The sequence below is a fragment of the Kothea flammea genome (assembly GCF_052161645.1).
Classification (GTDB): domain Bacteria; phylum Planctomycetota; class Planctomycetia; order Pirellulales; family Pirellulaceae; genus Laterigemmans.
Window position 1 is genome coordinate 5630913 of record NZ_CP197414.1, and the last position, 26068, is coordinate 5656980.

Genomic DNA, 26068 nt, shown 5'->3' on the forward strand with positions numbered 1-26068 from the left:
CCACGTTGGAGGTACTTGGGCAGTACCGCAAGCGATCATTTATGAGACCGGATCCGAGTCACAAATTCGGCGGACACGGTGCTCAAATGATTCGACTCTCGGCTAAGTTCCTCACCGAACTGGAGGATCTCATTGGCGACCGACTGATTCTGCTTAGCCGCCTCGGTAATCGAAGCGATTGCCTCGGTCACTTCTTGAGTACTATCGGCAGCTTCGGCGATGCTTCGTGAGATGTCGCTGGTAGCAACCGACTGTTCTTCCACCGCACCGGCAATCGTGGTAGCGATATCATCGATTTTGTGGATTGATTCCGCGATTGAACCGATCGCTTTGGCCGAGCCTTCGGTGGCTGCTTGGATTGAAGCAATCTTAACGCTGATCTCTTCGGTGGCTCGCGCCGTCTGCCGAGCCAACTCCTTCACTTCGTTGGCGACAACCGCGAACCCCTTGCCAGCCTCACCCGCCCGAGCCGCTTCAATCGTTGCGTTCAGCGCCAACAGGTTTGTCTGCTGGGCGATCGAGGTGATGACTTTGATCACTTCGCCAATCTGCTGACTCGACTCGCCCAGGGCGCGAATCGTTTGATCGGTCGCTTCAGCCTGCTCGACCGCTTGCGATGTCATGCTCGACGCTTCGTGCACGCGGGCGCTAATTTCGCTAATCGCTCCGGTCAACTGATTAGTGCTCGCCGCGACCGCACCCACGTTTTGCGATGCCAGCTGGGCCGAAGCGCTGGCGCTGTCCGACTGTTGCGAAGTCCGCAACGAGGACTCGGCCATTTGAGTGCTGTTAGCTTGCAACTGACCAGCCGCTTCGGCGACCGTTTCGGCTACCGATTTGATGTTCGACTCAAATTCATCCGCCAACCGCAACCGCGCGGTAACCAACGACCAAGTCGCCATAGCGCCAATCATTTCACCTTGGGAATCACGAATGCAGGAAACCAACAGCTCCATGAATTCGTCCCCCACCGGAATCACCGCCGAGTGGGGCATCTTTTGTGGGTTCGAGGCAATCGAACGAGGACGCTGCACGTTCTTATGGAAAATGTCAATCTTCTGACCAACGATCTCGTCCACGCCGCATGGCAATAAATGCTCAATCGTCCGCAGCGTATCAATCGAGGCGGGATTCATGTAGGTGATCGTGTGAGAACGATCGGCCATAATCACGTTGATCGGAATGGAATGCATCATCGAACGGAACATCTCCGAATGGGCTGTATCGGCTGTTTCCGACATCTCGTGCCAAAAGATCGTTCGCATCTGGTCGCTTGCGCTGGTGCGAGTCACCAGGCAAACCGAAGTGCCATCGAGCTCACACACCTGGCTATCCTGAACGCTCTGCAAATCGGCGACTTGCTCACTGCCGCCGGCCGCAATCCAAACCTCGCCCCATCGCAGCCCAACTAAATCCTCGCTGGCCTTCTCGCCAACGGCCAACTGGGCGGCGGCCGTTTCCGACAGTGATTGGATCACTCCCGCACCGTCGACCGTCACCACGGCTAATTGCAAGTCGTCCCAGGCGGTCGCATTCGCTTTGGCGACCGCGCGTGACGAAGCTTTTCGTTGTGTTGCGCCTGCTTTACCCTTGTTAGCATTACTTGCTGTCGACATAGTCTATTTGCCCCGACTGATTGATGGCGAGATATGGAAGAATGAAAATCAATGGCTGTTATCGCGCTGTCCGCCGAGGCATCATCACCATCAGTCACTGTCATCAAATCACCTCGTCAAAAAAGCCCCTTGATGATTTGATGGCTCGTATGATGGCTAGCCCCACAGCGAGCTGAAAACTTAAGACAGTTTTCAAGAACATCACTTCCAGCGATCTTGGCGGGAGTATGCGCTGCGAGGTATCAAAGCAGTCAATAGAGACTGAACCTTGACAAGCGGTTGCCAGAAAACTTTGCGGAAATCACTCGCAAACGGGTCCATCAACCCAAGGGCTTTCATCCGGCACTGGCGGAGACAAGCAAACACACCACGGAGGGGCGTGCGGATCGGCAACACCCTTCATGACCGATATCTCGTACCACCTCGGATACAATCGCGCCGGTGTGCACCGCGATCAACTGATGAATTGCCGCAGATAGTTATAAGACTGACGCAATGAACGCACGCGATCCTCCAGCGTCTGTTCGTACGCTCGGTCCTCCACTTCGACGCACACCGGCCCTTGGTAGCCGGCGTCGGTCAGAGCGCTAAAGAACTTGCTCCAGTTGACATCGCCGAGCCCCGGCAACTTTGGTGAATGATAAAGATTGGGGTGCGCCATGATCCCCACTTCATCAAGCAAATGCTGATCGACACGGACATCCTTGGCATGCACGTGCGAGATGCGATCAGCAAATTCTCGCAAAGGTTTGACGTAGTCCATGTGCTGCCAAACCAAGTGCGAGGGGTCATAGTTTAGACCAAAATGCGGGTCGGGAATGGCGGCAAACATGCGTCGCCAAAATTGCGGATTGGAGGCCAAGTTCTTTCCCCCAGGCCACTCATCCGCGGTGAAGATCATCGGGCAATTTTCAATGCCCACGCGAACTTGATGTTGCGCCGCCCATTCGATCAGCGGGGTCCAGGTATCGATAAAACGCGGCCAGTTATCTTCCACGCTGAGTTGCCAGTCGCGGCCCACAAACGTGTTGACCCGCTGCACACCCAAAGCCGTCGCGGCTTCGATCACGCGTCGTAAATGGGCTACCGCCGTGGCTGCTTCATCCGCCACGGGAGTTAGCGGATTGGGGTAATATCCCAGCCCCGAAATCTCCAGGCCGGCAGCGGAGAACTTGTCCCGAATTCGCTCGGCCCCATTATCCGAGCTCATCATCTGCTCGATATCAATATGCGTAATCCCCGAGTAACGACGCTCCGCCGCCGATGGCGGCCAGCAACATACCTCCAGGCACTCATAGCCAATGTCCACGGCAATGCTTATTACTTCATCGAGCGAGAGATCGGGCAAGATCGCAGTCAAAAAGCCGAGTTGCATGGCTGGTTTATCCTTCTCATGTTTGATGATCTATTAAGGATCTAAAAGATAACATTTTGAACCGCGGGGATGTTGATCGGCGTAGCCGTTTTGCCCCAGCGACATGAGGAGAATTTAGCAAATGCGAACAGCGTAGTGCGGACTGGAAGAACGTTTAAAATCTTTCTGCCGGCGATTTCGCTGGCTTTTCTCAGTCGCGGTCAGTTATCTTAGATGCGATGGAACTGTAAACAGGAAGGAAAAGAGGCGGTCAAATTGCCCGCGGGGGTTTACTTTGCCTCCCCTTTTCACCCCACCAAGCCGTTGTTCCCCCTGGTTAGCAAATACCGCTGGGAGGCTATCGATGAGCGCAGATTGGTTTTTCCTCAAGCACGGTTGGTTTCGCAAAGCCAAGAAGATCGGTCCGATCGACGACCACGAGTTGTTGATTCGGATTGACCGAGGCGACATCCAACCCGACACGTTAGTTCAGAGTCAGACGAAGACTCGCGGTCGCTGGATCAGGATGGAGAAGATCAAACCGGCGCTGCAGCGTTGGACCGCCACCCATCCCGACTCGTAGCTACCGTCGCCACTCACCCGCGCGATAGCGGCCCTTCTAAAAACCACGACTTCCGCTAGACTGGCAAGTGCCAACTGGTACCGCCCCCTTCGTCTAGTGGCCCAGGACGCCGGATTCTCAGTCCGGAAACAGGGGTTCGATTCCCCTAGGGGGTACTTTGGCATCGCCAAGATCGGTTATTTTACCGCTCTCGGCGGTGAATTCGAAACAAAGCTCGGATTTTCCCAATGCCTGGTCCAGGCGCACCTGATAACGATACCCTGGAATCAAATTGGCGAGTTGAAATCGCCCCTGATCGTCGGTGTAAATCGGTTCGCCGTTGGAGGGTTCGGAGATGATTAACTGCCAACGGTTACCCCATTTGCTACGGCCCGATGTTGCCAAAAGACGCAGCTTTTGGGCAGCGATCGGCTGCCCCTCTGTGCTGACGATCCGCCCCTCGGCTTGGCCGACCGGCTCCAATTCCAAGATGACGTTACGCTTGTCCGCGTCCAGTTCCGCAAAGCCAGCCAATTTGCCATCCGGACTATAGGCGCGCACCACGGAATCAGCTGGCCCCCGCATCACCAGAAAATTACCTGCCTGATCTGTTTTCGCTTGCCACTCACTAAAACCACTGCCTTTAGGGTTCGCAAATAACTCAGCATTTTCGACCGGTGCTCCGTCCTGTTTTTGAACAACGAGTCCCGATAAACGCTGTTTGGCTTCCAACTCGACTGGCAGGGTGATTTCGATCGCAGCTTCACCCGCGATTGTTACTTTTTTGGCCCGCCCTGCCCCCGGTGGTATGAGCGAATAAGTGCCATCCCCGAGCTGAAACTGATACTCTCCCTCGGCATTTGTCTCGATCCATCTGGCAACCGTTGGTTGAACAAACATTTTTCGGGAGTTTTCAGGGTTGGGTATTTCAACGTCAGGCAATTCGTCGAGCAAGCTCCCCTCCTGAATTAACGTAACCGCGCTGTTGGCGATCGGATCGCCCGTCGTTGCATTGATTAAGCGGCCGTAAAGCTTCGTGCCTTCGCGAAGCTGGAAATCGATGTTGTTGACTGGCTGATTCGGGTAGACCGCAAAGCCGGTTTGCGCATTCGCAGCCCAATTGTCATCAACGATGGTTACTAAGTAGAGTTTATTAGCAGCAGCTCGAATCTCATACTCGCCATTCGCATCCGTTGCGTAGCGAACCAAAAAATCATCCGCAGAATAGTCCACTCCCGCAGCTCGAATCTCAATACCCTCTACTGGGTTTCCGGCGACGTCGACAACCCGACCTCGAATCGGGACTAAGCGTCGCAACTTCACTTCAAGCAGACCGTCGTCGGCTACAGGATTGTAGATTCCACGAATCCGCTCGTATTGTTTCGAAAGTTGCCAAAACGTTACCTTGTCTCGCTGCCAAGCGGGCATCCAGTCGAACGTGGCGACACCTTCATCATTGGTGACTGATTTGAATTGCCTTGAAATCACACCTAGGTTAAGGCGATCCAACTCACTTGCCTTCTTCAGCAGCCACGGGTATACCTCCAATCCCGATATCGGTTGACTGTCATGGTTCATCGCTTTCACGGTAACCGGCGACGCTCCACTCAAGACTAATGTTTCCGGCTCCCCATCTGGAAATCGAGGCTCTCTGGAATTGATGTCCGCCCGTTGCTCTCTCGATCGGGTGTAGATGCGGTAATCCAAACCTTCCTGATCTTTCCAAGCAGCTATCGCTTCGATCTTTTCACTTGCCGGTATCCGGACAGCGACTCGCCCGTTTGCGTCCGTGGTCTGGGCATCCAGATTGACGGGATAATCGAATTGAAAGGCTACGTTGGCATCTTTGATCGGCCGCTGTTGACGATCAACAACGATGACTTCGGCCAGCCGAGTCTCTTCCAGCGGTAACCGCAAATCGTCCGTTTGAAAGTTTGCGGCCACAGAGTTAAAGCGATGCAAGGTGCTATTTTCTCCCGGTTTGTCAGTGGCCACAATGAAGGTGGAACCCAAATCTAGCTTGGCGAGCCGCACTCGAAAATCAAAGCGACCGGCCGCGTCGGTCTCCTGTGCGAGCACGACTCGGCCTTTTATTTCTACGCGGGCCCCTGCGACTGCGTTTCCTGACGAATCCACCACAATGCCCGCAATCCTCCGTTCGGGAAAGTTGGAGTTGCCAACGATTTCGGTTTCGGTTTTGTTTTCCGATGCTGGCTGGTCACCTTGTTGATCTTGCAAGACTGTCGCAGCTGCGACCGCACCAAGCGGTGGAACTTGAGCCAGCACCATTGCGCTCATCAAAGCGGCTCCAAAGGCAAGGCAACCAATGAGCGATCGCGTCGATAAACGAGTCGGCACGTTGCCGGCGCGCCCCGCCAGTAAACGACGAATCCTCCGCTCCAATTCACCTCCCGATGCCTGGCTGATCCCGACCGACGCCATATTCTTTTCCGACGTCATCAATCTTTCGGCCATTGTGACCAGCGACCAAGCGTAGTCTCGCGGAGAAGTCTGCGAGTTCAACACCACATCATCGCAGATCAATTCGCGGGTCTGCGCAATTTTGGCTGACGAAAGCCATACCAACGGATTCCACCAATAGAGCGTGGTTGTGATCATTTGCAGCGCGACAACCCATTGGTCACGCCTAGCAGCATGCCCCAGCTCATGCGTCAACATCGCAATGATCTGTTTTTCGCTAAAGGTGTCTTGTAACGCGACCGGCAAAACCACCTTGGGTTCAAAAAATCCAACCACAATCGGCGAACATACTTGCTGAGAAATCAGCAGCCGCGGAACTTTGCAAATTCCTAATTGTTGACAAGCGGCTCGGTATGTTTCCGCGAGAACTGCTTCCTGATTCACTCGGCAGGTAGCCAGCATGCGGCGCGCTCTCACCAAGTCACGCACTCTAAATGCGGCAAAGTAAAAAGTGCCGGCCAACCAGACGACCACCAAGCCAACAGCCGCGATGATTGCAAAAGGCAGGTTGCTAAAAACACCTCCGCTCTCTTCGGCATGGTCGTTGGCCGCTTCAGGGAACTGGTCGGCCAGCTCAACGACTGGTCCGCCGGCCGCGCTAACATCGGTTTTTCCATGCCCAACTGATGCCGGAGTGTTTTCGCTCTGAGTCGCTAAGCCAGAGGAATTTGAAATGCGGAAGTCAGAATTTGAAAGCCAGGTATCAGGTTGATCGGCGATAACGAGTTCGTTAACTCGCGGCCTCTCTCGATCTGCAAGCCCGGATAGTTGCCCCAGCGGAATCGTCACGCCCAAGCCGACGACAAGTGGTGCCAGCAGGCAAGCTAGCAGACCGGCGACCAGGATAGCGTGCTTCCGCGGCAGTTGCCTGACAAAGCATGAGCAGAGCAGCGATCCCGACGTTGCCAAGCAAGCAGCGATAGCCAGATTCAAGGCGAGCAGCAAGGTAGTCTCAAGCGTTGGCATTGGATCATTCCTTACCGTGGCGGGATTCAGAATCAATTTGTTGACTGAGCAGCGATTTGAGCTGTTCAATTTCGCTGGCCGAAACCTTTTGGGAACCCAACAAGCTCAGCAGAAAACTAGCCGGGGAGCCGTCGAAGTACTCGCCGACGAACTCGGCGGAGAGTTGTGCCTCGGTCGTTTGACGATCGACGTTGGCAAAATAGCGAAAGAGCCCAGCCTGCTTTTCCCGCCGCAGCCAATTTCGCTTCTCAAGCCGATCCACCAAATTCAACACCGTCGTGCGGCTGACCGCGCGGCGCTGGCAGATGGCGGTCCAGATTTCGGCAACGGTCAGCCCCGCCGTGGCATCCCACAACAACCGCATGATCTCGAACTGTGCGGACGTTAAAGTCCCTTCCTGACGCGACACGAGCATTCTCCCAAAAGTGACCTACGACACCTGTCGTCTGCCCAATGGTAAACATGCCGACGCGCGTCGTCAATCGTTTTGCGAGATTTCATTCTGCCAGCTTGCAGCTCGCAGCCATCTACCCCGACGGCTGCCCCTGCCAACTGCCGGTGGTCCAGCTGCCGGGGGCCAGCTGGTCGTCGCTCAGCCCTTGACGGCCAGATTGATCATCCGTCCGGGCACGACAATCGTCTTCATGATCTGTTTGCCGGCGATCACTTCTTGGATCCGCTCGTTGGCCAGCGCGGCGGCCAAAACTTGGTCTTTATCCCAGTCAGCCGGCACGGTGATCTTGGCTCGCAGCTTGCCGTTGACCTGAACGGGAAGTTCCAGAGTCGACTCCACCAGCGCCTGCTCATCCCAAGCTGGCCAAGGTACGTAGGCCAACGTTTCCGCATGCCCCAGCAAGTGCCAAAGTTCCTCAGCGATGTGAGGCGCGTAGGGGCTGAGCAGCAACACGAACTGCTCCATCGCGATGCGGGGACGGACCGTCTCACGAGTAAAGAAGTTGACGAACTCCATCATCCTGGCGATCGCCGTATTAAAGCTGAGTGATTCCGTGTCTTCGGTCAGCGCGCGGATCGTGCGATGCAAGACACGGTTTGCCTCTTCGCTGGGAGGTTGATCGACGACTGCCGATGACAGTTTCAATTCCTCGGCTTTCGAGTCGACGATCATTCGCCAAACGCGATCGAGAAAATTTCGGACGCCACCAACGCCAGCCATGTTCCAAGGCTTGGTCGCTTCCAGGGGGCCCATAAACATCTCATATAACCGCAGCGAATCGGCGCCGTAATCACGAACGATGCTGTCGGGGTTGACCACGTTGCCGCGACTCTTGGACATCTTGAATGTTCGCGCGTCGATGCGAATTTGCGGATCGGATTTGAGGACGAAGTGATCTCCGACTTTCTCCACCTCGCCCTCTTCCACTCGATTCGCTTGCAACAGGTTGCCGGCGGCGTCCAGTGGTTGGCGTTCTTCGTTCTCGTGGACTTCGCTGAGCGAGACGAACTGGCCTTCGCTATTTTGATAAGCGGTGTACTCCAACTCGCCCAGGATCATCCCCTGGTTCACAAGACGTTTGAATGGTTCTGGGGACGAGACGTAGCCGCGATCGAACAGCACTTTGTGCCAGAAACGCGAGTAAAGTAGGTGCAGCACGGCGTGCTCGGCGCCACCCACGTAGAGGTCGACCGGCATCCAAGCTTGTTCTTTGGCGGGATCGACAAATTGCTCGGTGTTGCCCGGATCGAGATAGCGGAGGAAGTACCAGCAGGAACCGGCCCACTGCGGCATGGTGTTGGTTTCGCGTTTGTAGCGCTTACCATCAAGCTGAACGTAGAGCCAATCGTCACTCGCTTTCTCCAGCGGTGGCTCGGGCCGGCCATGCGGCTTGAAGTCGTCGAGGTGAGGCAAGTCGACTGGTAATTGCTCTGCGGGCACGGCACGTTTTCGGCCGGTGCGATTTCCCTCCGCATCAATTTCGTGCAAGACCGGAAACGGCTCGCCCCAAAATCGTTGGCGACTGAACAACCAATCTCGCAGCTTGTAGTTAACCGCTTGGCGGGCCACGCCCGCTTGGTTGAGAGCGGCGGTGATCTGTTCTTTGACTTGAGCGGTGGGGAGACCGTCATAAGGTCCGCTGGAAATCGCCGTGCCATGCCCGGCAAAGCATTCCTCGGTGTCGCCATCGGCGGCTTGCACCACGCGGATGATTGGCAGCTGGAAACGAACGGCAAATTCGTGATCGCGGGTATCGTGCGCGGGCACCGCCATGATCGCCCCCGTGCCGTAGCTGGCCAGCACGTAATCGGCGACCCAAATCGGAATCGGTTGGCCGTTGACGGGATTGATGGCGTAACCACCGGTGAACACGCCGGTCTTCGACTTATCCCCTTCGGTGCGTTCGCGATCACTCTTGAAGGAAGCGACCTCACAATACTTCTGCACCTCGCTCGCCTGCGCCGCCGTGGTCAGTTGTTCGACCAGCGGGTGTTCGGGTGCGATCACCATGTAGGTGGCGCCGTAGAGCGTGTCGGGACGCGTGGTGTAGACGCGCAGCGCCGATGTCGGCTTGGCGGGAAAACCCGAGGCTTGCCGCTCGGCTTGCCAAGCGGCAAAGTCTTCGCTGGCTCCGACATAAAAATCGACTTCAGCACCCGTGCTGCGACCAATCCAGTCGTGCTGCAGTTTCTTAATGCCGGTGGGCCAATCGAGATCATCCAGGCCATCGAGCAACCGTTCGGCGTAGGAAGTAATTCGCAGCATCCACTGTCTTAGGGGCAGGCGCTGCACGGGATGGTCGCCCCGCTCGCTGCGTCCATCGACAACCTCTTCGTTAGCCAGCACCGTACCCAAGGCGGGACACCAATTCACCAAGGCGTCGTCCTCGTAGGCCAAGCGGTGTTCGTCTTGAAATTGCTCCACCGCTTCTTCTCCAGCGGCACGAACTTCGGCCGGGATGGGCAACTCGGCGATCGGCCGGCCCCGCTGGGTTTCGGGATCAAACCAAGTGTCGTAGAGCACGGTGAAAATCCACTGCGTCCAGCGGACGTATTGCACATCGGTCGTCGCCAACGAGCGGTCCCAGTCGTAGCTGAAACCCAACATCTTTAATTGACGAGTGAACTCGGCGATGTTCTTCTCAGTGTTGACGCGTGGATGCTCACCGGTCCGGATGGCATGCTCTTCCGCTGGCAGACCGAACGCATCAAACCCCATGGGGTGCAAGCAATCGCGTCCCCGCATGCGGGCAAAACGACACACGATATCGGTTGCCGTGTAACCTTCCGGGTGGCCAACATGCAACCCTTCGCCACTGGGGTATGGAAACATGTCCAGTACATAAAGTTTGTCAGCCCCGGGCGTTTCGGGCGCGCGAAACGTTTTATGTTCTTCCCAGTAAGCTTGCCAGCGAGGCTCAATTTCGGATGGGTTATAGCGTGGCATAGTCCGACACGATGCTGAGATAGGATATTCCGTACGACCCGCAGTGTATCGAAGTCAACCGGTTATCGGAACGACCGGTCAGTAGGCCAATCCTCGTTGATCTGCTAATATTGCTCAATGAACCCTCTATAATTCCGAGAAGAGATTCCATGTTGCATAATAAGACCCGCAACAAATTGATCCTGACCGCCGCCGGACGCGACGCGATGCGCCGCGCCGGTGCCTTCAACGCTCAGTTGCTGGATTTCGTCAGACCTCAGGTGCAGGCAGGAGTCAGCACCGCTGAGATTGATCGATTGATTCACGAGTATACATTAGACCACGGCCATCGCCCGGCGACGCTCGGCTATCAAGGTTTCAGCCGCAGCTGCTGCACCAGCGTCAATGATGTGATCTGCCACGGAATACCGGGCGATTACGAACTTCGCGAAGGCGATATCGTAAATGTCGACCTGACGACCGTGGTTGATGGGTGGTTTGGAGATCAAAGCGAAACGTTTCTGATCGAACCGGTCAGCGACTTGTCGCGGGCCGTCACGCAGTGCGCGTTCGATTGTCTGCATCTGGCAATTGAAAATCTCACACCGGGCTGCCGCGTGGCCACGATCGGTGAGACGATTGTCCCCGAAGCCCATCGCCGTGGCTTTACCGTGGTCCGCGAGTACGTCGGCCACGGACTGGGTCGAAACTTTCATCAAGATCCCTCAATCCCCCACTATCCCAACCGTCAAAGTCGCGTCGACCGCTTGCTGCCTGGAATCGCCTTTACGGTCGAACCGATGATCAACGGTGGTAGCCGGTTTACCAAACTGGACAAAGCCGATGGCTGGACAGTCCGCACCAAGGATGGCATGCCGTCGGCTCAGTTCGAGCACACTATCTTAATGACCGAAGATGGTCCAGAGATTCTCACCACCACGGAGCACGGGCCACAACGTGGTCATCAGTTCTAAGTAGTAGCTCTAAGTAAGAGTTCTCAGATTCGAGCACTGCGGTGCTGGACGAAACCACCCTGTAGATGTAGCGTTTGCTTGCGTTCTGCTTTGGGGGTATGCTTTGAATCGAGAAGTGCTGTCCGCGGGCAGCGGTTCCCCGTTCCACATACTGCCCCTCCGCAAGGTACTCGACGTGCGACATCTGATCATTGGCCTGCTCTATTCAATTGTCTTCGCGGGATTTGCTCTCCCCAGTCAGGCCTGGGCGGCAACATATTGGCAAGACGCGGCCGATGATCGTGCCAATGTGCTGACAGATGAGACCCTATTTGACGCGCGTTACGACGCAATCGTTGAGTTGCGCAGCAAAGGTGATTCCGTTGCCGCGATGGAATTAATGGAGCAATTATTGCGGGATGTGGAAGCCGTGCGAGCGGATTCCGAGGAGAACCTGTCAGCGAAGCTTCGCCTGATTTTGGTCTTGGCGCTGGAAGCCAACCTGCTGCGGGATTTGAACCGCAACGACGAGTCGGTGGAAAAGCAACAGCGATTGCTGGAGATGACCAAGGACGATCCCTCCCTGCCAATGAGATTGCAGTATCTGCAGCTCCGCCAAAACTACGCGGGGTCAATCGCGCAAGCTGGCAAGCAGCAGGAAGCACTGAGCGAACTCCGCGGCGTCATCGAAGACTACGGTCGGCTGGTTACGGAGTTTCCCGATGATAAAGATGTGGTCATCCAAGCGGTGATCGCTAGCAACAATCTGGGCATTCAATTGGTAAGAGCCGGTCGGCAGCGTGAAGCGATTGAAATCTTCAACCCGGCAATCGAACGACTCCGCAAGCTTCCCGCCGACGGTGGTGCGCGGGACCAGAAGCTCTCCTTGCTGTTGCTCAACAACGCGGTTGCCACCGGTTCGATCGGCGATCCATCCACGGCACGCAAGTTGATTGAGGAGTCGATTGGGTGGAAGGAAAAATTAGGCGAAGGAGATTCGCAGGAGACGATCAGAGCCCGCCTAACGTTGGGTGCCATTCTCGGGCGGCTGAACCAGTATGCCGAGTCAGCCGAGACCTATCGAATCGTTGTGGACCAACTGCGAAAACTCTATCCCACTGATAAATACCCCGCCGGCACGCTCGATTTGGCGATCGCCATTGATAACCATTCGGTCAGCCTCAGCCGGCTGGGCGAATATGAACAAGCGATCAAGCTGGCCGAAGAGGCAAATGGCATGTTTGCCAAACTTGCTGAGCAATCGCCCGGCTTGCGGCAATACTACGCGCGCAGCAGCGCCAGTCTTTCATTGCTCAATGCCCGCCTGGAGCGGCACGAACTGGCCATCAAAAACCTGACCAGCGCGATCGAAGCATACGAGATCATGTTTCCAGGCGGTCACGCAGAACTACCGGGGCTGTATCGATCCAAGTCAATTATCTTGTCGGAGCTACTACGCGATTCCGAAGCAATCGCTGCCGCACTGCATTCGCTCGACATGGCCCGCGAACAGTTCCCCGCTGACGACTATCCCGATGGTCACTGGATCCTGGCGCAGAGCCTCGACAGCACGGGGCAAATATTTCTGGCAGCTCAAAAACCAGCGGAAGCGTTGACCTATTTTGCCGAAGCGACGGAGATGCAAAATCGCTTAGCCAGTCAAGCGCTCAGGCACATCAGCGAAGCCGAAGCACTCCAGTTTTTGGCAATCGCAGATCGCTTCAAGTCACACCTATTAAGTGTTACGGGTGATCCACTGCAAACATATCAATTGCTAGCCGGTGACAAATCTCGCATTCTCGACCAACAGAAATACAGATACGAGGCGGCACGCAGGTCACGCAATCCAGAGCTGACCGCACGCCTTGCCGAATACGAAAAAGTTCGCAGCTCGCTGGCAAACCTGTTGTTACAACCTTCGCGAGACTCGAACTCAGCGGCGTTGTTAGCAAAGTTACAACGAGCCAGCGAAGATTTAGAACGCCAGCTGGCAGAAACGACCGAGGGCGAACTGCGCATGCTCGCTGAGCCTCAGCCCGTCGGTGCCGGCGACCGCTTAACCCGGGCCTTTGCACAACTGGAAGATTCCACAACCTTGATCGAGTTCTTCTCGTACGAGCACATGCTTTTTAATGAAGAAGCCAAACACCGTCGCACCGAGGGGGAACAAAGAATTTGCGCTTTTGTGCTCGATCCGATCGGTGAAACCGTCACGCGAGTCGAGTTTGGTAAAGCCGAACCGTTGCGGTTGGCCATCCGCGGACTTGCGGCCGCCATGCCCTTCGGCACTGAACAACAAGTGCTAGATGAAATTAACAAATCGATCATCACGCCGCTGCTCAGCCATGTCCCCGCCGACTGTCGTCAGTTGGCGATCATTCCCGATGGCATTATCAGCGGCGTGCCCTTTGCCTGTTTGCAAAATTCGCAAACGGGAAAAACTCTGATGGAGAGCTTTCAGTTATCGTTTTTGACTTCGCTCGACGCTTTGCAATCGACCAGCCCAATCATCCAACCAGAAACCAGGGTGCTGGCGGTGGGTGCCGTTGAGTATGGTCCCGTTTTGGCCGACCAACCGCTGCAGTTTACGGAGTTACCTGGGACTCGCGTCGAGCTGGACAACCTTGCCAAACGGATATCACCGCAAAACTGGCGAGAATTGAGTGGTGAGCATGTCATCCCCGAAAGTTTGCTGGAAGCCATTGAAACGGTCGAACTCATTCACTTCGCCACGCACGCTTACGTCAAGCCAATTGTCGAAAATACCATTGCCCAAAAAGGTGTCGGCAGCGGTGCCGTGCGGCTCACGGCGGAGCAGCGCTCTCCCCTGTTAGCGACACGCATGGCGCTCTCCGGTGCCAACGATCCTGCCGAAAACACGATTGTCACTGGCGACCGCTTTGCCGCGACTAACCTCAGCGGCGCGAAACTGGTCGTGCTCAGTGCTTGCGAAAGTGGAGTTGGCGAACGCGTGCTCGGCGAGGGGGTGTTTGGCCTGCAAAGAGCATTTCACGTTGCCGGTGCTAAACATGTGATCGCGACGCATTGGCCCGTCTCCGACACTGACGCCGTGCAATTCATGGACTCCTTTTATCAAGCACTGCTCGAACAAAGGCTACCTCCAATCGAAGCCTTGCGGCGAGCTCAATTGAGCATGCTGAAGGCCGAGTCGCAGACGAACGCATCGAGCTTGCGGCAATTAGCAAGACGCGGAATCACCTTCAACTTTCAAACCAACAAAGGCACGCCAGAGAACGCGACTGAGGATCAAGCGAGTGAGTCCGCATCATCAAAACCCAGACCCCAGCCGACGAAGCGATCGACTTGGGCCGCATTCTTTCTCAGTGTCGATTGATTGATAAACCGCCTACCCCAGCCCAGGCCAAGTCAAATCCGATGACACGGCGAGTGCCGTCACGGTGGCAACGAACTCCGCGGGCACACTATGTACGTCCGCATAAAACTCGGTGATCTTCCACGTCCCTGGCATGGTAGCGAAGGCAGCAGTGATGCGAACTTTCGCAAATCAAAAAGCGACGTTTATGCTCGCTGCAATCGAAAGGCGGTGATTTCGGGCCGCACATTGAAGCGGACTCGCAGCAAATGTCCGATGCCCCGATTGATATACATGCTACGCCCGCCAGCAAGACTGTACGCTCCGGAAACGTAGCGTTGGTTTTTGACCGGCAAGATTGGTGGGCTAAGAAATGGAGGTTTGCATTGTCCGCCATGCGTGTGCCCAGCCAAAATCCAACCGGAAAAGTCGCCCCAGCCAGGCTGGTCCGCGGTGTCTGGATTGTGGCTCAACACCAAGGCCGGTGTGTCTTTCTGGATGCCGGCGAGGGGGATGGCCGGGTTAAACTTTCCGGCCCATAAGTCATCGAGCCCGACGATGGTCAGCCCTTCAATATTTGTTTGTTCGTTTCGCAAGACCTGCACACCGCTGGCCGAGATCAAAGCGGCTAAACGATCGGCGTGTCGGTAATCGCGCATGCCTTGCCCATAGTCATGGTTTCCCAACACTCCCAGAGTTGCTAGCGATCCAGTGGGGAAAGAGGCAAGCGTTGTTTCCGCGCGGCGAACAATGTCTTCGTCGTAGCTGGTGAAATCTCCCGTGACCACAACCAATTCTGGTTGGAGTTGTCTGACGGTGTCAAAGACGCTTCTGAGGTAACCATCGTCGACCTGACGTCCAATATGCAAATCGCTCAATTGGACTAGCGTGCTGCCAATCAACCGCTCAGGCAGATTGCGGATCGCCAACGGTTGCTCGACAAGCTGCACCCAGTGCGGCTCAACTCGCCAAGCGTAAGCCCCGGTTGTGAGCCCCGTGGCCACGACGAGCCCGGCAGCCTGGACGAATCGTCGGCGACTTATGCTGACTGCCATGCAGGGAACTTTCAATACCTGAAGTTAATTCCTAGCCTTGTCGCGGGCTTGCATCCAGCCGGCATACTCTTCCTTGGTGATCTTGCCGTCGCGATTCAGATCGGCTCCGCTAATGTCCATAATCATGTCCTTCCATTCATCCACGGTGAGCGAGCCGCTGTTGTCTTTGTCGTTGCGTGAAACGATCCGCTCGGCGGTCTTCACGTAGCGGGGCTCGAGGTCTTCAGTGGCTACTGGCTTGACCTCGGCGGTCCGCGAGGAGGCTGCCGTGTCAACGCGACGCGCCGGCCCATCTTTGACCGAAATCAACGCTTCGTTGGCCGTGATCACGCCATCGAAATTACGATCATGACCATAGAATTCCTCGACGAGTTCATCGGTCCACTCGCTGGCAAACTCAGACATGCGAACTTGCCCATCTTTGTCGCTATCCTTGTCCTCGAACCAACCGGGCACCCCGTCAGGCAGGCTGAAGGGCAGCGGTCGGTATGATTTACGGCCTTCAAAACGGTCCTCCACCGTGAGGTCAGGCTCCTCCTCTGAGCGCTCTCTTCGCCGAGAATCTTCGCGTCGGCCGGAATCTTCGCTGTCCAGTCGTCGTCTGGCATAACGCACTGCCAATTCGCTGACTGACAAGCGGTTGTCACGGTTTTGATCGAAATCCATCGGATTCCCCTGCCAGCGGCTAGAGGTCTCCGAAGCATCAATGAAATTATTGCGATTGCGGTCGTATCGCCGCAGCAATTCTTCGGCTTGACGCGTATCCTCGGGAGTCACGCGGACCGCCATCAGGTCGGCCGTGGCACCAAAGCCAGGCACGGGCGGAGGGAGATCGACTCCACCGAACCCCGGCACCAAGATTCCCGCTGAGAGACTGTCCTCCTCTTCATCCTCGTCATCACCGCCTCCCCCACCTCTGCCGCCACGCATTTTCTCAAACGCTTCTTTGATTTTGCTCATCGGAATCGGACGATCTGGGTTGATGCTCGAGTCCTCTCGGCCTAATCGCTCGATCATCGATCGCATCGGGCCTTGCATTTCGTCAGGATCAAGTGAGCCATTGCCATTGCGGTCCATACGATCCAGAAAACTGCTCGGGCCACCACCGCCACCAAAGGAAGGCCTGCCACCGCCAAAGCCGCCAGGAGGTCCACCGCCGAAGCCGCCAGGAGGGCCGCCACCAAACCCGCCGCGAAAACTACCTCGCCCTCCGCGTTCGGAATCACCTCCCCGCTCACCATCTCCCCGCTCACCGCCACGTCCGGAATCGCCACGATCTCCGCCGCCGCGACGTTGAGCCGTCACGTCAGACGCTAGCGTCACCGTGAGTAAGATGGACAAGGTGGCAATTTGGCGAATCATCATTTCCTCTCTCAAGTTTACATGCGTCCAGTAGCGGGCCGGACGCGGATTGAGTGTATCCCTACTCTACTTAACCCAAGGCTAGTTACTAGGTTTCGTTGGTGCCCGGTTTTGCTCGATTTGGGGGGAGAGTAATGCCTGTTGTAGCGAGCTTCGCAAACAGACTGTTTTTTTGGCAGAAAACGATTCCCATCGCGGCAAAATGGCTTTTGTTTTGCGACACGTCACCCTGCATTCTTCTTTTCGCCACCATTTGCAGGAGTTGTTCGCATGCGAACTTTTTTGGTGATCGTCCTGATCATCGTGCTGCTAGCCATTGTTGGCTGGATTCGCTTTGGCAAGCAAGACGGGAATCCAACGCTCGAGATCGACTCCGACAAAGTCAAACAAGACACCACAATGATCTGGGACGAAGGCCGGCAGGCGTTTGACTCGATATCGAGTGAAGCAGCCGATGAGGAGCCTACGGGCAGCGAGAAAAAGGAGACTCCCTGATGGACTATCTACGCCTGCTAATCGCTTTTCTTCTCCCCCCGTCGCCGTTTGGATGCAGTTCGGTCTGAACCGCACCTTTTGGATCAACGTGCTGCTGACCCTGCTGGGCTACGTGCCGGGACTCGTGCACGCGATTTACATGATGGCAACTCGCCCGCCAGGCTTGCAGCGTTTACCGCCGAGAAGTCAACCCACAAAAGGACCATCGATACCCAAGAACTATCAATGATGAATGACTGATACTTTGCATGTATCAATCCAGCGTCCGTTAACGACGGAAGCGAGCGATCACAATGGTGCCGACCAGTCCACTCACGAGGAGCGCGAATGTCGACCAGCTGGGAGCCGCGAGTCCTTGGCTGAGGATCAAGCTGCTGACGATGATGCTGACCCACATGCTGAGAATCGCGGCTATCCGCATCCGATCCGTCATGCGGTAGGTGCCATCGAGGTAGTGCAAATAGTTTGCGAACCAGCGATTGCGGACCAGTCGACGTTCGAGAGCCGGGCAACTTTTGGTCAGGAAGAAAGAAGCAGCCAGCAGCGGCCCGGTGGTCGGGATACCGGGCAGGAATACGCCGATCGCTCCAACGCTCACAAACAGGATGCCGATCGCGGCAAATGCCCAGCGGACCAACGAAGTGCGGCTGATTGAAAAATCGACCGGCTGTTGCTCTCTACCACTGGTCAGGTCGGTGGAAGTGGTGGCAATGGACATGGCGGTACAGGTTGCAGGTAGTTTGCGATAGGTACGGCGAGTTTCATCGACGTGCTGTGCGGGAGCACGATCTCACCATCAGGTTAGCTTTTCTATCGGCGCGCCGGGAGGTGAGATTTATCCAAGCCGGCGGTTACGATCAAATTAACGGGCTTACGGAGTTGTCCATGGAAAACCGTTTTTTTGCGTGCTCTGCAACGGCTTGGGGTGCTCTCGCGTTGTGCGGTAGAATCCAGTGCAAAAGTCTGCAATATTCCTCGACGAGGGCAGGACCAGAGATCAGTTGCTCTGCTAATTCAGTCCGCCCCGCTTTATTCACTCGGCCAACGTTACTTTCACGACCTCATCGTTTCGCTCATTCAATACACACAGGATCGCCTCCCATGCCGGCCAATTATTTAGATTTCGCCAAGATGATTGATCATTCCCTGTTAAATCCGGCGTTCACCGTTGGCGATTTGGAATCGGGAATCCAGTTGGCGTTGGCTTATGACGTCGCCAGCGTCTGCATTTTGCCCTACTACTTGAAACGCTGCAGCGAGCTGCTTGCCGGCAGCACCGTCAAAGCTTCCACAACCATTGGGTTTCCCCATGGTGGTCACACCACGGCGATCAAGTCGGCTGAAGCACGCCAAGCGATTGCCGACGGCTGCGAAGAGTTGGATATGGTCGTCAATATCTCGCAAGTGCTCAGCGGTGGCTGGGAGTACGTCCGTGATGAGATCGCGGAGATTGTCACGATTGCTCACGATGCGGGGCAAAAAGTAAAAGTGATCTTTGAGAACTGTTATTTGAATGACGAGCAGAAAATCAAACTATGTGGGATTTGCAGCGAGGTGGGTGCTGACTGGGTAAAGACATCGACGGGCTACGGCAGCGGAGGAGCCACAATGGCCGATTTGCAGTTGATGCGACGGCATGCGGCTGAGCACGTACAGGTCAAAGCGGCCGGAGGCGTCCGCGACTTGACGGGCTTGAAGGAAGTGCGTGAGCTCGGCGTAACGCGGTGTGGAGCGAGTCGCACGAAAGATATTTTGGACCCCTGGCGAGTCGAATGTGGTTTGCCCCCAATTACCATTACCGCCACCGGCACCGCGAGTTACTAAATCAGCAGCCACCGTTCGGTTGCACGCAACTAGTTCGACTCAAAACGAGAACCGGGCCTAGCGGCCAAACGGCTAGCCCCGCAAAGCTAAGAGCCAAAAGCTAACTCTTGGGCCCAGCAGCAGCGACTTGTGGCGAGGCTCCTTCGGCGAAAGCTTGAAAGTTTTGTCGGAAGAGGTCGGCCAACCGGAGGGCGGCCGCGTCGTAGCAACTGGGGTCTTTCCAGTTGTCGCGTGGCCAGAGAATTTCGTCACGCACTTGCTGGCAGCTGACCGGGACTTCGAAACCGAACAGCGGATCGCGACGCGTGGCAGCTTGGCTGAGCGAACCGTCGTGGATGGCGTCGATAATCGCGCGGGTTTCAGGCAAGCTCATGCGTTGCCCTTCGCCATAACCGCCGCCGACCCAGCCGGTATTGAGCAGCCACACGTGGGTGCCGTGGCGGTGAATTTTTTCGCTTAACAGTTCCGCGTACTTGGCTGGGTGCCAGACCAGGAAAGCGGCGCCAAAGCAAGCGGAAAAGGTGGCTGATGGTTCGGTAACGCCCATTTCGGTACCGGCAACCTTGGCCGTGTAGCCGCTAATGAAATGGTACATCGCTTGGTCGGCCGTGAGTTTACTGACCGGTGGCAACACGCCGAAAGCGTCACAAGTCAAAAAGATGATATTTCGCGGGTGCCCGCCGAGGCAAGGCAATTTTGAGCGGGGAATAAAATCGATAGGATACGCGACGCGGGTGTTTTCGGTGATCGACGCATCATCATAATTGACTTCGTGCGTGCCTTGGTCGTAGACCACATTCTCCAGCACGGCGCCGAAGCGGATGGCGTCAAAGATTTCCGGTTCATTTTCGGCGCTGAGGTGGATCACTTTGGCATAGCAACCCCCTTCGATGTTGAACACACCGTCATCGGTCCAACAATGTTCGTCATCGCCGATCAATTGTCGGTGCAGGTCTGCGGAGAGGGTCGTTTTGCCGGTGCCGCTGAGCCCGAAAAAGAGGGTCACATCGCCTTCGCTGCCTTCGTTGGCGCTGCAATGCATGCTCAGGATGCCCCGTTTGGGCATCAGATAGTTCATCACCGTGAAGACCCCTTTCTTCATCTCACCGGCGTACTGAGAGCCGAGGATGACCAACTCACCATGCTCGATCGCCAAATCGATGCTGGTCTTGCTGGTCATTTGCGCCGTGTAGGGATTGGCTGGGAAAGCGCCCGCGTTAAAGATCGTAAAATCAGGCTCGCCGAAATCGGCCAATTCTTGATCGCTGGGACGGATCAACATGTTGTGCATGAACAACGCATGGTAGGCACTGCTGGCGATCACGCGAACTTTGATGCGATGGCGGGGATCCCAGCCGGCGAAACCATCGAAAATGAATAAGCGTGATTGGAGTTGAAGATAATCGATCGCCCGTTGTCGATTGATGCTGAAGGAGCGTTCGGTGAGGCGAATGTTAACGTCGCCCCACCAAATATCGTCGCGGCTGGCTGGGTCGTCGACAATCCGTTTGTCCTTGGGGCTGCGGCCGGTTTTGTCACCACTGCGAGTGGCCAGTGCACCGCTGGCGGCAATCACCGCATCGTTCCCGCGGATGGCGTATTCGTAGAGCCGTGCGGGCGTCGCGTTGCGAACCACGTCACTGGGGTTCAACCCATATTTGGTTAGATCTATCGCGGTGGTACTCACGACGCGGGTGCCTTTCTGATCCGTTGGGCGACAAGGAAATCGACAAACACTTTTTTTGCAAAACGTCGGCGGCCGCTTTGATTTCACCGACGGAAGTACTCATAGAATAAGAGCCGAGCGGATTGCTGACGACCCGAGGGAACGCTTATCGCGTCGCTTTAAAGCGAAAATTTAACGTCCGCGCGCCGTTGTGTTGGGAAGCCCTTAATTGCAACACTTGATCGATTAAGTCCTCGCCGGCTGGCCAAGCGAATTCGCAAGTGACAGTCGTCTCCGCAGGGATCGCCACCGTTTGCCGCTGCCTTTGGCGTTGAGGCGCGTAGACCGAGCAATCGAACTGCAGCGGCCGGTTAGAGGTGTTGGTGATTTCTTGGCGAACGACCAGCACTCCGGAAGGCAGCAGCCTGGTCGTGACTTCGATGTGCACATCCTCCGGGCCAATGTTCAGTTTTCGCCAGACGGTGAACCGCCGACGCGAGTCTCCTTCCAGCTCAAAATCAAACGCAATCTTTTCCTCGCCGATGGTGGCGTCGTTACGCAACGTCAGGCTCAGCTTTTCCGACTGTTCACGCCCCGCTTCAGCAACAATGTTGCGAGCCCAACGCGAGACATTCCAGGCTTCGGGGGCTTCGACTTGCAATTGCCCGGTGATCGTTTGATCGCTGGGGTTGGTGAACAGCAGTTCGATCGTTTGTTCCCGACCGAGTAGGCTGTCGACGCGTTGGCGATCGAGCCGCACGGCCAGTCGCCACAACGCGGCGGTGCGATCCAAATTAGTGACAAACGTCGGTTCGCTGGTTACAGTTATTTGTTGCAGGGGGTAATTCCTCAGCTGCACCGGCTTGATCGGCAACTCGCGGCCAAAGGCATCGATGTGCCGAGCTTCGTCCCCCAAGTATATCGCTTCTTCAGTGGGTTGTTCGTTCCAAACCACGAGCGTGGCTGTTTCCGCATTGGCCAGCAGAACGTTTTGACTAGAGCCTGGCAAATCGAGCGAACCGACCGGTTTGAGGTCGCCCAGCAAGGCCGCTGCCGTTCGCCAGGGCAACAACATCTCATCGGGCGAACCATCTTCGCGCAGCAACCCCAGACGGGGGTCGAATGGATCACTGATAAATGCAGCCTTGATCTCCATTTCGCGGACCACCAGCATGCGCTCGACAAGATCCCGGATGCGTTGCCCCCGGGGATACGCGTCGCGTGGCAGTGGCTCCAGAATCAACCAGTGCTTGCCGCTGGATTTCGGCTCCGATGGCGACTGACCGGCCGAGTTTCCCCCGCCCCCCGCGACAATGAAGCTGTTGTTGGCGACCAACTGCGTGGCTTGACGCAAAGAGCCATCAAGGTTTTGAGCCTCCATACCCGGGGCGTTGGCAAGCTCCGGGTCGGACTTTGCTGCCGAATTATTTTCAGCCGCCGCCAGTGGATCAGCCGCCGACAGTTGGTCAGCGCCGGGGAGCGGCTCAGCTGGGCGAAAATAAGCTTTGATTTCCGCCGCCGTGGGTGGCGTCGGGTCACTCAAACAGACGGCGTGCCATGACCAACTGGAATCGGGCGGCAGGGGATCGAGCCAGGGCCAATTCAAGACAATTTTGATCGGCTGGCCGTAGCCTTGCAGAGCCACGCGAATCTCGTCGATGGCACTTTTCAGTTGGGCGCGGCCGAGAAAACTATAGTCCCCTTCGTCGCCCAATTGCCACCAATCCACCCCGTTGGAAAGTCTCGCCATGACCGGTTCGAGCAGTGGTTGCCAAGCCTCTGTTTCCCGCAACATGATCGCCACGTGGTCTTCCGCTTGCATATTTAACAGCGGCAGAATGACCGCCGGGGGCTGACAAATGACGCCCACGGTGTTAATCCCCCGATCCTCCAAGCGTCCCATCAGGCGAGCCAATTCGTCGGCTTTCTTGTACGCCGTCGGTTCTAACCAGCATGGGTATTTTACCCATTGGACACGGCACTGGGAGAGCCAGGGGGGCAAACCAATCAGCGGAAAATTATGACGGCCAGGGCCCGTCAGCGACCAGCCGAAGGGGCCTTGCGGGGTCGGCAAGTCCGCCAGCACGGCAAACGTTTGTTCGATCTCAAAAGCGTTTGGGCCGCGGTTATCGAGTGCCGCTCGCACCCGATAAAATCCCGGGCCCAGCTCTGGCAATTGCCAAACCGCGATGCCACCGCTCGAGGCAATCGTGCTGGGTTCGGCGACGGCGTTTGGCTGGCCCTCATCAACACCGGTGTTGCTGCTGAGACTGCTCTCCGGATTACTTGCGGGTGACGGAATGTTGGTCGTGACGGATGTGCCCGCTGAATTGCCAACTGAATTGCCCACAGCACTTCCCGCAGTTGGTCGGTCGAGTGGCGAGGGATTTAGCGCGGCCTGATGCGTGGCCAGTTCGTTGCCGTTTTCGTCGAGCAAACGAAAAAAGACCGACGGCACGCTATCGGCCAGTCCGGAAACCGTGCAAGTAATTTGCGGTGCTCCGGGAGGCGAATAGAGGCCACCCGGTTGGTCACATTCCATCCGGATACGTGGAGTTTGGCTGACCCGAATCGCATCAAATCCAGCGTATCCTTGGAAATCTTGACGCTCCTGCGGCTCAACGCGAATTCGCACGCGGCCCACCTCCGCGTTGATCGGTGCCGTGATCGGACCGAGTTGCACCGCTCGCCAATCACTGCTGCCGCCGATCTGTTCGGTCGCGATTGTTTGCAACAGTTTGCCGGGAGAGCGGTTGCCTTTCGGGTCTACCAAATCGGCTTCGTAGAAGGCAAGCTCTAGCCATGCTTGGTCGTGCTCGAAGCCTTCGCTTTTGATGTTGGCTCGCAAGTGATAGCTGTAACGCTTGGCAACAGGAAAGGGAGGACTTTGGCAGAGAATTCCGCCGCCATCAACGTGCGCGCTGAGAAAACGGCGCGTGAGCATATCCGTTAGGCTCGGCGGCATTGGCAAGTTGGGGACGTGGGCGACCGCTTTTTGCCAAAGCCGAAAAGCTTGTTCGTCGGCCGTTCGCAACTGCAGTTCCTGCGCGGGCCGGTGGGGTTGAATCTTCAGCTTGGCGTAGTGGGGATAGCGGCGTCCTTCGATTCGCACCCAGCCATCGGGTTGGTTATCAAAGTTTAAATCGTCCCGCCGCGAGAAATCCCAGGCGGCCAGCTGTTCTTCAGCCTGCGCCGAGCCGGCGGAGTCGAATCCGCAGCAGATGATGCTAGACGCGCACAGCCAAGCCGCTAACATCATTAGCTGACGACCGCGGCGCAGCAGCCGCGTGGGCGTCTTTCCAGTTCGTTCCGCGTGCTCCCAGCTTCGCACCGTGCCTGACCTCCGCATTTCCGTTCGACTTTCGGCTTTCAACTTACCGTTCAAGAAAGCATTGCTCGCGGCTTCGCAAGCGGGTGCCCAAGGCATCGAAATCGATGCCCGAAATGAGCTCCAGCCGACCGATTTGACCGATACAGCCAAGCGTCAGATTCGGAAAATGCTGGATGATCTGAATTTGCGGGTCAGTTCACTGCGGTTTCCGACTCGCCGCGGTTACGAAGTGGTGGCTGACTTGGATCGCCGTATCGACGCCACCAAAAAGGTGATGCGAATGGCTTACGATCTGGGTGCCGGGCATGTTGTCAATCAAATCGGTCGCGTACCATCTGATACTGAATCGGCCAGCTGGGTGCAACTCCGATCGTCACTGGAAGACCTAGCCAGTTTTGGCAACCGCGTGGGAACTTTCCTCGCCGCGGAGACCGGCAGCGAGTCGGGCGAGGACTTGGCCGCCCTGCTGGGCAGCCTCAGCGATGTCTACATGCCGGTTGCTTACAACCCCGGACAACTCATTCTGAATCAATTTGATCCACACGCCGCTTTAAACTCGCTAACCCAGTTCGTCGGCATCGTAGAAGCGCAGGACGGGGTGCAGGACTTGGCCCGCGGAAGGGGCGTCGAAGTCCCCCTAGGACAAGGCACTGCTGACTTTCCACAAATCCTCGGCCAGCTCGAAGACGCCCAGTACCGCGGTTGGTTTGTGGTCGGACGAACGGGCTGCGGCCAAGCGGAAGTGGCAAACGCGATCAGCTACCTAACGGCACTCTAGGAATCGCCGCCACTCAGTATATCGCCGCCACTCAGTATATCTCCGCCACTCAGTATATCTCCGCCACTCGGGCTAAGCACCTCAGCGAATGCCAGGGTCACGATGCCGTACTGGCGGATATCCCACTCCGCCTCGGGGAGGATTGCGGGATCACATTTTCGATCCATTTCGCAGACGATGATGCTACCCGCCGAGGCTCCCGCAAAGCTCATTTGCACAAGCTCGAACAGTTGTTCCTGGTGTGACTCCCACATGCGATATGGGGGGCAACAGAAGACGATTCGCCGTTCTTCGGGTGAGCGAGGCAAGCGGAGGGCTGCTAAACGGAAGGTGTCTCCTTGCAGCACCTCCAAACGCTCGGAGACCGAAAGCGCATCGGCCGATTGACGGATCGAGCGAGTGCAACCGCGTGAGGAATCAATCGCAATGGCATGAACCGCCCCCCGGCTCAACGCCTCAATTGCCAAAATGCCCGTGCCGGCGAACAAATCCCAGGCCACGGTGCCCTTGATTCCAGGGCCGAGAATGTTGAACAAGTTTTCGCGGACGCTATCCTTCATCGGACGAGTGGCCCGGTCGCCGTTGTATGTCACGCTCCGCCGGCGCAAGTCACCACCGATAATTCTTAGCGATTTTGTACCAATATAGCGGCTGGCGCGAATTTCAGTGCCACCTCCGAGCCGTTCCGCCGGGGTGCTCCGCGATGTACGGCGAGACTGTTTTTTTCGTGGTGAACTCATCCCGCTACCCTACTACCGATCGACAGGAACGTGCAAACTATCTGGGGCCCTTCTACGTATCGTTAGAACGGTTTGGTCGCTGCGACGGAAGGGCAGGGCTAAATCGGCACCCTTTTGCCCTTCACGGCACACACTCAATTCCAGCGACAGCCGGCCACTCAATTCCAGCGAC

General features: G+C 56.4%; 19 protein-coding genes, 1 tRNA gene and 2 pseudogenes. 10 read left to right on the top strand and 12 right to left on the bottom strand.

From position 1 onward, the window contains the following. Positions 1 to 35: 35 nt before the first annotated feature. On the bottom strand, positions 36 to 1616 hold the full coding sequence (locus SH139x_RS21015; RefSeq protein ID WP_488351729.1) for a methyl-accepting chemotaxis protein: 1581 nt from the start codon (positions 1614 to 1616) through the stop codon (positions 36 to 38). A gap of 454 nt (positions 1617 to 2070) precedes the next feature. Beyond that, positions 2071 to 2991, bottom strand: coding sequence for a sugar phosphate isomerase/epimerase family protein (locus SH139x_RS21020; RefSeq protein ID WP_488351730.1), 921 nt, complete (start codon positions 2989 to 2991; stop codon positions 2071 to 2073). A gap of 343 nt (positions 2992 to 3334) precedes the next feature. Between SH139x_RS21020 and SH139x_RS21025 the strand changes: the two genes are divergently transcribed. Together SH139x_RS21025 and SH139x_RS21030 are read left to right on the top strand one after the other, a co-directional pair. Then, positions 3335 to 3553, top strand: a complete 219-nt coding sequence (locus SH139x_RS21025; RefSeq protein ID WP_488351731.1) for a DUF4339 domain-containing protein — start codon at positions 3335 to 3337, stop codon at positions 3551 to 3553. A gap of 82 nt (positions 3554 to 3635) precedes the next feature. Next, positions 3636 to 3708: transfer RNA gene (locus tag SH139x_RS21030), tRNA-Glu, on the top strand. On the opposite strand, the gene SH139x_RS21035 is transcribed toward SH139x_RS21030, so the two are convergent. Next, positions 3671 to 5110, bottom strand: coding sequence for a carboxypeptidase regulatory-like domain-containing protein (locus tag SH139x_RS21035; protein ID WP_488356058.1), 1440 nt, complete (start codon positions 5108 to 5110; stop codon positions 3671 to 3673). The two genes, SH139x_RS21030 and SH139x_RS21035, sit on opposite strands and share 38 nt — an antisense overlap. A gap of 93 nt (positions 5111 to 5203) precedes the next feature. On the opposite strand from SH139x_RS21035, the gene SH139x_RS21040 reads away from it, so the two are divergent. After that, positions 5204 to 5443 (top strand): hypothetical protein, encoded by a 240-nt coding sequence (locus tag SH139x_RS21040; protein ID WP_488351732.1) that lies wholly within the window; start codon positions 5204 to 5206, stop codon positions 5441 to 5443. A 415-nt stretch (positions 5444 to 5858) separates the two neighbouring features. Then, positions 5859 to 6029 carry a hypothetical protein gene (locus SH139x_RS21045; protein WP_488351733.1) on the top strand — a complete coding sequence of 57 codons (171 nt, stop codon included), beginning with the start codon at positions 5859 to 5861 and terminating at the stop codon, positions 6027 to 6029. On the opposite strand, the pseudogene SH139x_RS21050 reads toward SH139x_RS21045, so the two are convergent. From SH139x_RS21050 to leuS, 3 genes and pseudogenes are all read right to left on the bottom strand, one after another. Then, positions 5978 to 6979, bottom strand: a pseudogene (locus tag SH139x_RS21050) (M56 family metallopeptidase); the annotation flags it as partial. The gene SH139x_RS21045 and the pseudogene SH139x_RS21050 sit on opposite strands and share 52 nt — an antisense overlap. A 4-nt stretch (positions 6980 to 6983) precedes the next feature. Further along, positions 6984 to 7388, bottom strand: coding sequence for a BlaI/MecI/CopY family transcriptional regulator (locus SH139x_RS21055; protein WP_488351734.1), 405 nt, complete (start codon positions 7386 to 7388; stop codon positions 6984 to 6986). A 183-nt stretch (positions 7389 to 7571) separates the two neighbouring features. Further along, complete coding sequence (gene leuS, locus SH139x_RS21060; RefSeq protein ID WP_488351735.1) at positions 7572 to 10379, bottom strand: leucine--tRNA ligase; 2808 nt, start codon at positions 10377 to 10379, stop codon at positions 7572 to 7574. A 149-nt stretch (positions 10380 to 10528) separates the two neighbouring features. Between leuS and map the strand changes: the two genes are divergently transcribed. After that, positions 10529 to 11332 (top strand): type I methionyl aminopeptidase, encoded by an 804-nt coding sequence (gene map / locus SH139x_RS21065; RefSeq protein WP_488351736.1) that lies wholly within the window; start codon positions 10529 to 10531, stop codon positions 11330 to 11332. A 175-nt stretch (positions 11333 to 11507) separates the two neighbouring features. Continuing rightward, positions 11508 to 14666: a CHAT domain-containing protein gene (locus SH139x_RS21070; protein ID WP_488351737.1), complete on the top strand. Its 3159-nt coding sequence runs from the start codon at positions 11508 to 11510 to the stop codon at positions 14664 to 14666. Between the two features lie 185 nt (positions 14667 to 14851). Here the strand turns inward: SH139x_RS21070 and SH139x_RS21075 are convergent, their stop codons facing one another. Both SH139x_RS21075 and SH139x_RS21080 read right to left on the bottom strand, forming a co-directional pair. Next, on the bottom strand, positions 14852 to 15700 hold the full coding sequence (locus SH139x_RS21075) for a metallophosphoesterase (protein ID WP_488351738.1): 849 nt from the start codon (positions 15698 to 15700) through the stop codon (positions 14852 to 14854). A gap of 24 nt (positions 15701 to 15724) precedes the next feature. Next, positions 15725 to 17065 carry an EF-hand domain-containing protein gene (locus tag SH139x_RS21080; RefSeq protein WP_488351739.1) on the bottom strand — a complete coding sequence of 447 codons (1341 nt, stop codon included), beginning with the start codon at positions 17063 to 17065 and terminating at the stop codon, positions 15725 to 15727. 267 nt (positions 17066 to 17332) lie between these two features. On the opposite strand from SH139x_RS21080, the gene SH139x_RS21085 reads away from it, so the two are divergent. Together SH139x_RS21085 and SH139x_RS21090 are read left to right on the top strand one after the other, a co-directional pair. Then, complete coding sequence (locus SH139x_RS21085) at positions 17333 to 17557, top strand: hypothetical protein (protein ID WP_488351740.1); 225 nt, start codon at positions 17333 to 17335, stop codon at positions 17555 to 17557. After that, a pseudogene (locus tag SH139x_RS21090) lies at positions 17557 to 17786 on the top strand (YqaE/Pmp3 family membrane protein). The gene SH139x_RS21085 and the pseudogene SH139x_RS21090 overlap by 1 nt, the downstream one beginning before the upstream one ends. 39 nt (positions 17787 to 17825) lie before the next feature. Here SH139x_RS21090 and SH139x_RS21095 read toward each other — a convergent pair. After that, entirely contained in the window at positions 17826 to 18275 is a 450-nt protein-coding gene (locus tag SH139x_RS21095) for a YbaN family protein (protein WP_488351741.1), read from the bottom strand. Positions 18276 to 18658: 383 nt separating this feature from the next. Here SH139x_RS21095 and deoC point away from each other — a divergent pair, with 383 nt between their 5' ends. After that, the gene (gene deoC / locus SH139x_RS21100; protein ID WP_488351742.1) at positions 18659 to 19381 is read left to right on the top strand and encodes a deoxyribose-phosphate aldolase; all 723 of its coding nucleotides are present in this window, start codon (positions 18659 to 18661) and stop codon (positions 19379 to 19381) included. 100 nt (positions 19382 to 19481) lie between these two features. On the opposite strand, the gene pckA is transcribed toward deoC, so the two are convergent. Both pckA and SH139x_RS21110 read right to left on the bottom strand, forming a co-directional pair. After that, positions 19482 to 21068: a phosphoenolpyruvate carboxykinase (ATP) gene (gene pckA / locus SH139x_RS21105; RefSeq protein WP_488351743.1), complete on the bottom strand. Its 1587-nt coding sequence runs from the start codon at positions 21066 to 21068 to the stop codon at positions 19482 to 19484. Between the two features lie 145 nt (positions 21069 to 21213). Continuing rightward, positions 21214 to 24378, bottom strand: a complete 3165-nt coding sequence (locus SH139x_RS21110) for a hypothetical protein (protein ID WP_488351744.1) — start codon at positions 24376 to 24378, stop codon at positions 21214 to 21216. Position 24379: 1 nt separating this feature from the next. On the opposite strand from SH139x_RS21110, the gene SH139x_RS21115 reads away from it, so the two are divergent. Continuing rightward, the gene (locus tag SH139x_RS21115) at positions 24380 to 25156 is read left to right on the top strand and encodes a sugar phosphate isomerase/epimerase family protein (protein ID WP_488351745.1); all 777 of its coding nucleotides are present in this window, start codon (positions 24380 to 24382) and stop codon (positions 25154 to 25156) included. Here the strand turns inward: SH139x_RS21115 and SH139x_RS21120 are convergent. Next, positions 25153 to 25896 (bottom strand): RsmD family RNA methyltransferase, encoded by a 744-nt coding sequence (locus SH139x_RS21120; RefSeq protein WP_488351746.1) that lies wholly within the window; start codon positions 25894 to 25896, stop codon positions 25153 to 25155. The two genes, SH139x_RS21115 and SH139x_RS21120, sit on opposite strands and share 4 nt — an antisense overlap. Between the last annotated feature and the right edge of the window lie 172 nt (positions 25897 to 26068).

Bases quoted from the DNA above. Each gene is read 5' to 3' on its own strand.
- SH139x_RS21015 (WP_488351729.1), bottom strand. From the start codon at position 1,616: ATGTCGACAGCAAGTAATGCTAACAAGGGTAAAGCAGGCGCAACACAA.
- SH139x_RS21080 (WP_488351739.1), bottom strand. From the start codon at position 17,065: ATGATGATTCGCCAAATTGCCACCTTGTCCATCTTACTCACGGTGACG.
- SH139x_RS21120 (WP_488351746.1), bottom strand. From the start codon at position 25,896: ATGAGTTCACCACGAAAAAAACAGTCTCGCCGTACATCGCGGAGCACC.
- SH139x_RS21025 (WP_488351731.1), top strand. From the start codon at position 3,335: ATGAGCGCAGATTGGTTTTTCCTCAAGCACGGTTGGTTTCGCAAAGCC.
- map (WP_488351736.1), top strand. From the start codon at position 10,529: ATGTTGCATAATAAGACCCGCAACAAATTGATCCTGACCGCCGCCGGA.
- SH139x_RS21085 (WP_488351740.1), top strand. From the start codon at position 17,333: ATGCGAACTTTTTTGGTGATCGTCCTGATCATCGTGCTGCTAGCCATT.
- SH139x_RS21095 (WP_488351741.1), bottom strand. From the start codon at position 18,275: ATGTCCATTGCCACCACTTCCACCGACCTGACCAGTGGTAGAGAGCAA.
- SH139x_RS21045 (WP_488351733.1), top strand. From the start codon at position 5,859: ATGAGCGATCGCGTCGATAAACGAGTCGGCACGTTGCCGGCGCGCCCC.
- SH139x_RS21035 (WP_488356058.1), bottom strand. From the start codon at position 5,110: ATGAACCATGACAGTCAACCGATATCGGGATTGGAGGTATACCCGTGG.
- deoC (WP_488351742.1), top strand. From the start codon at position 18,659: ATGCCGGCCAATTATTTAGATTTCGCCAAGATGATTGATCATTCCCTG.
- SH139x_RS21020 (WP_488351730.1), bottom strand. From the start codon at position 2,991: ATGCAACTCGGCTTTTTGACTGCGATCTTGCCCGATCTCTCGCTCGAT.
- SH139x_RS21075 (WP_488351738.1), bottom strand. From the start codon at position 15,700: ATGGCAGTCAGCATAAGTCGCCGACGATTCGTCCAGGCTGCCGGGCTC.
- leuS (WP_488351735.1), bottom strand. From the start codon at position 10,379: ATGCCACGCTATAACCCATCCGAAATTGAGCCTCGCTGGCAAGCTTAC.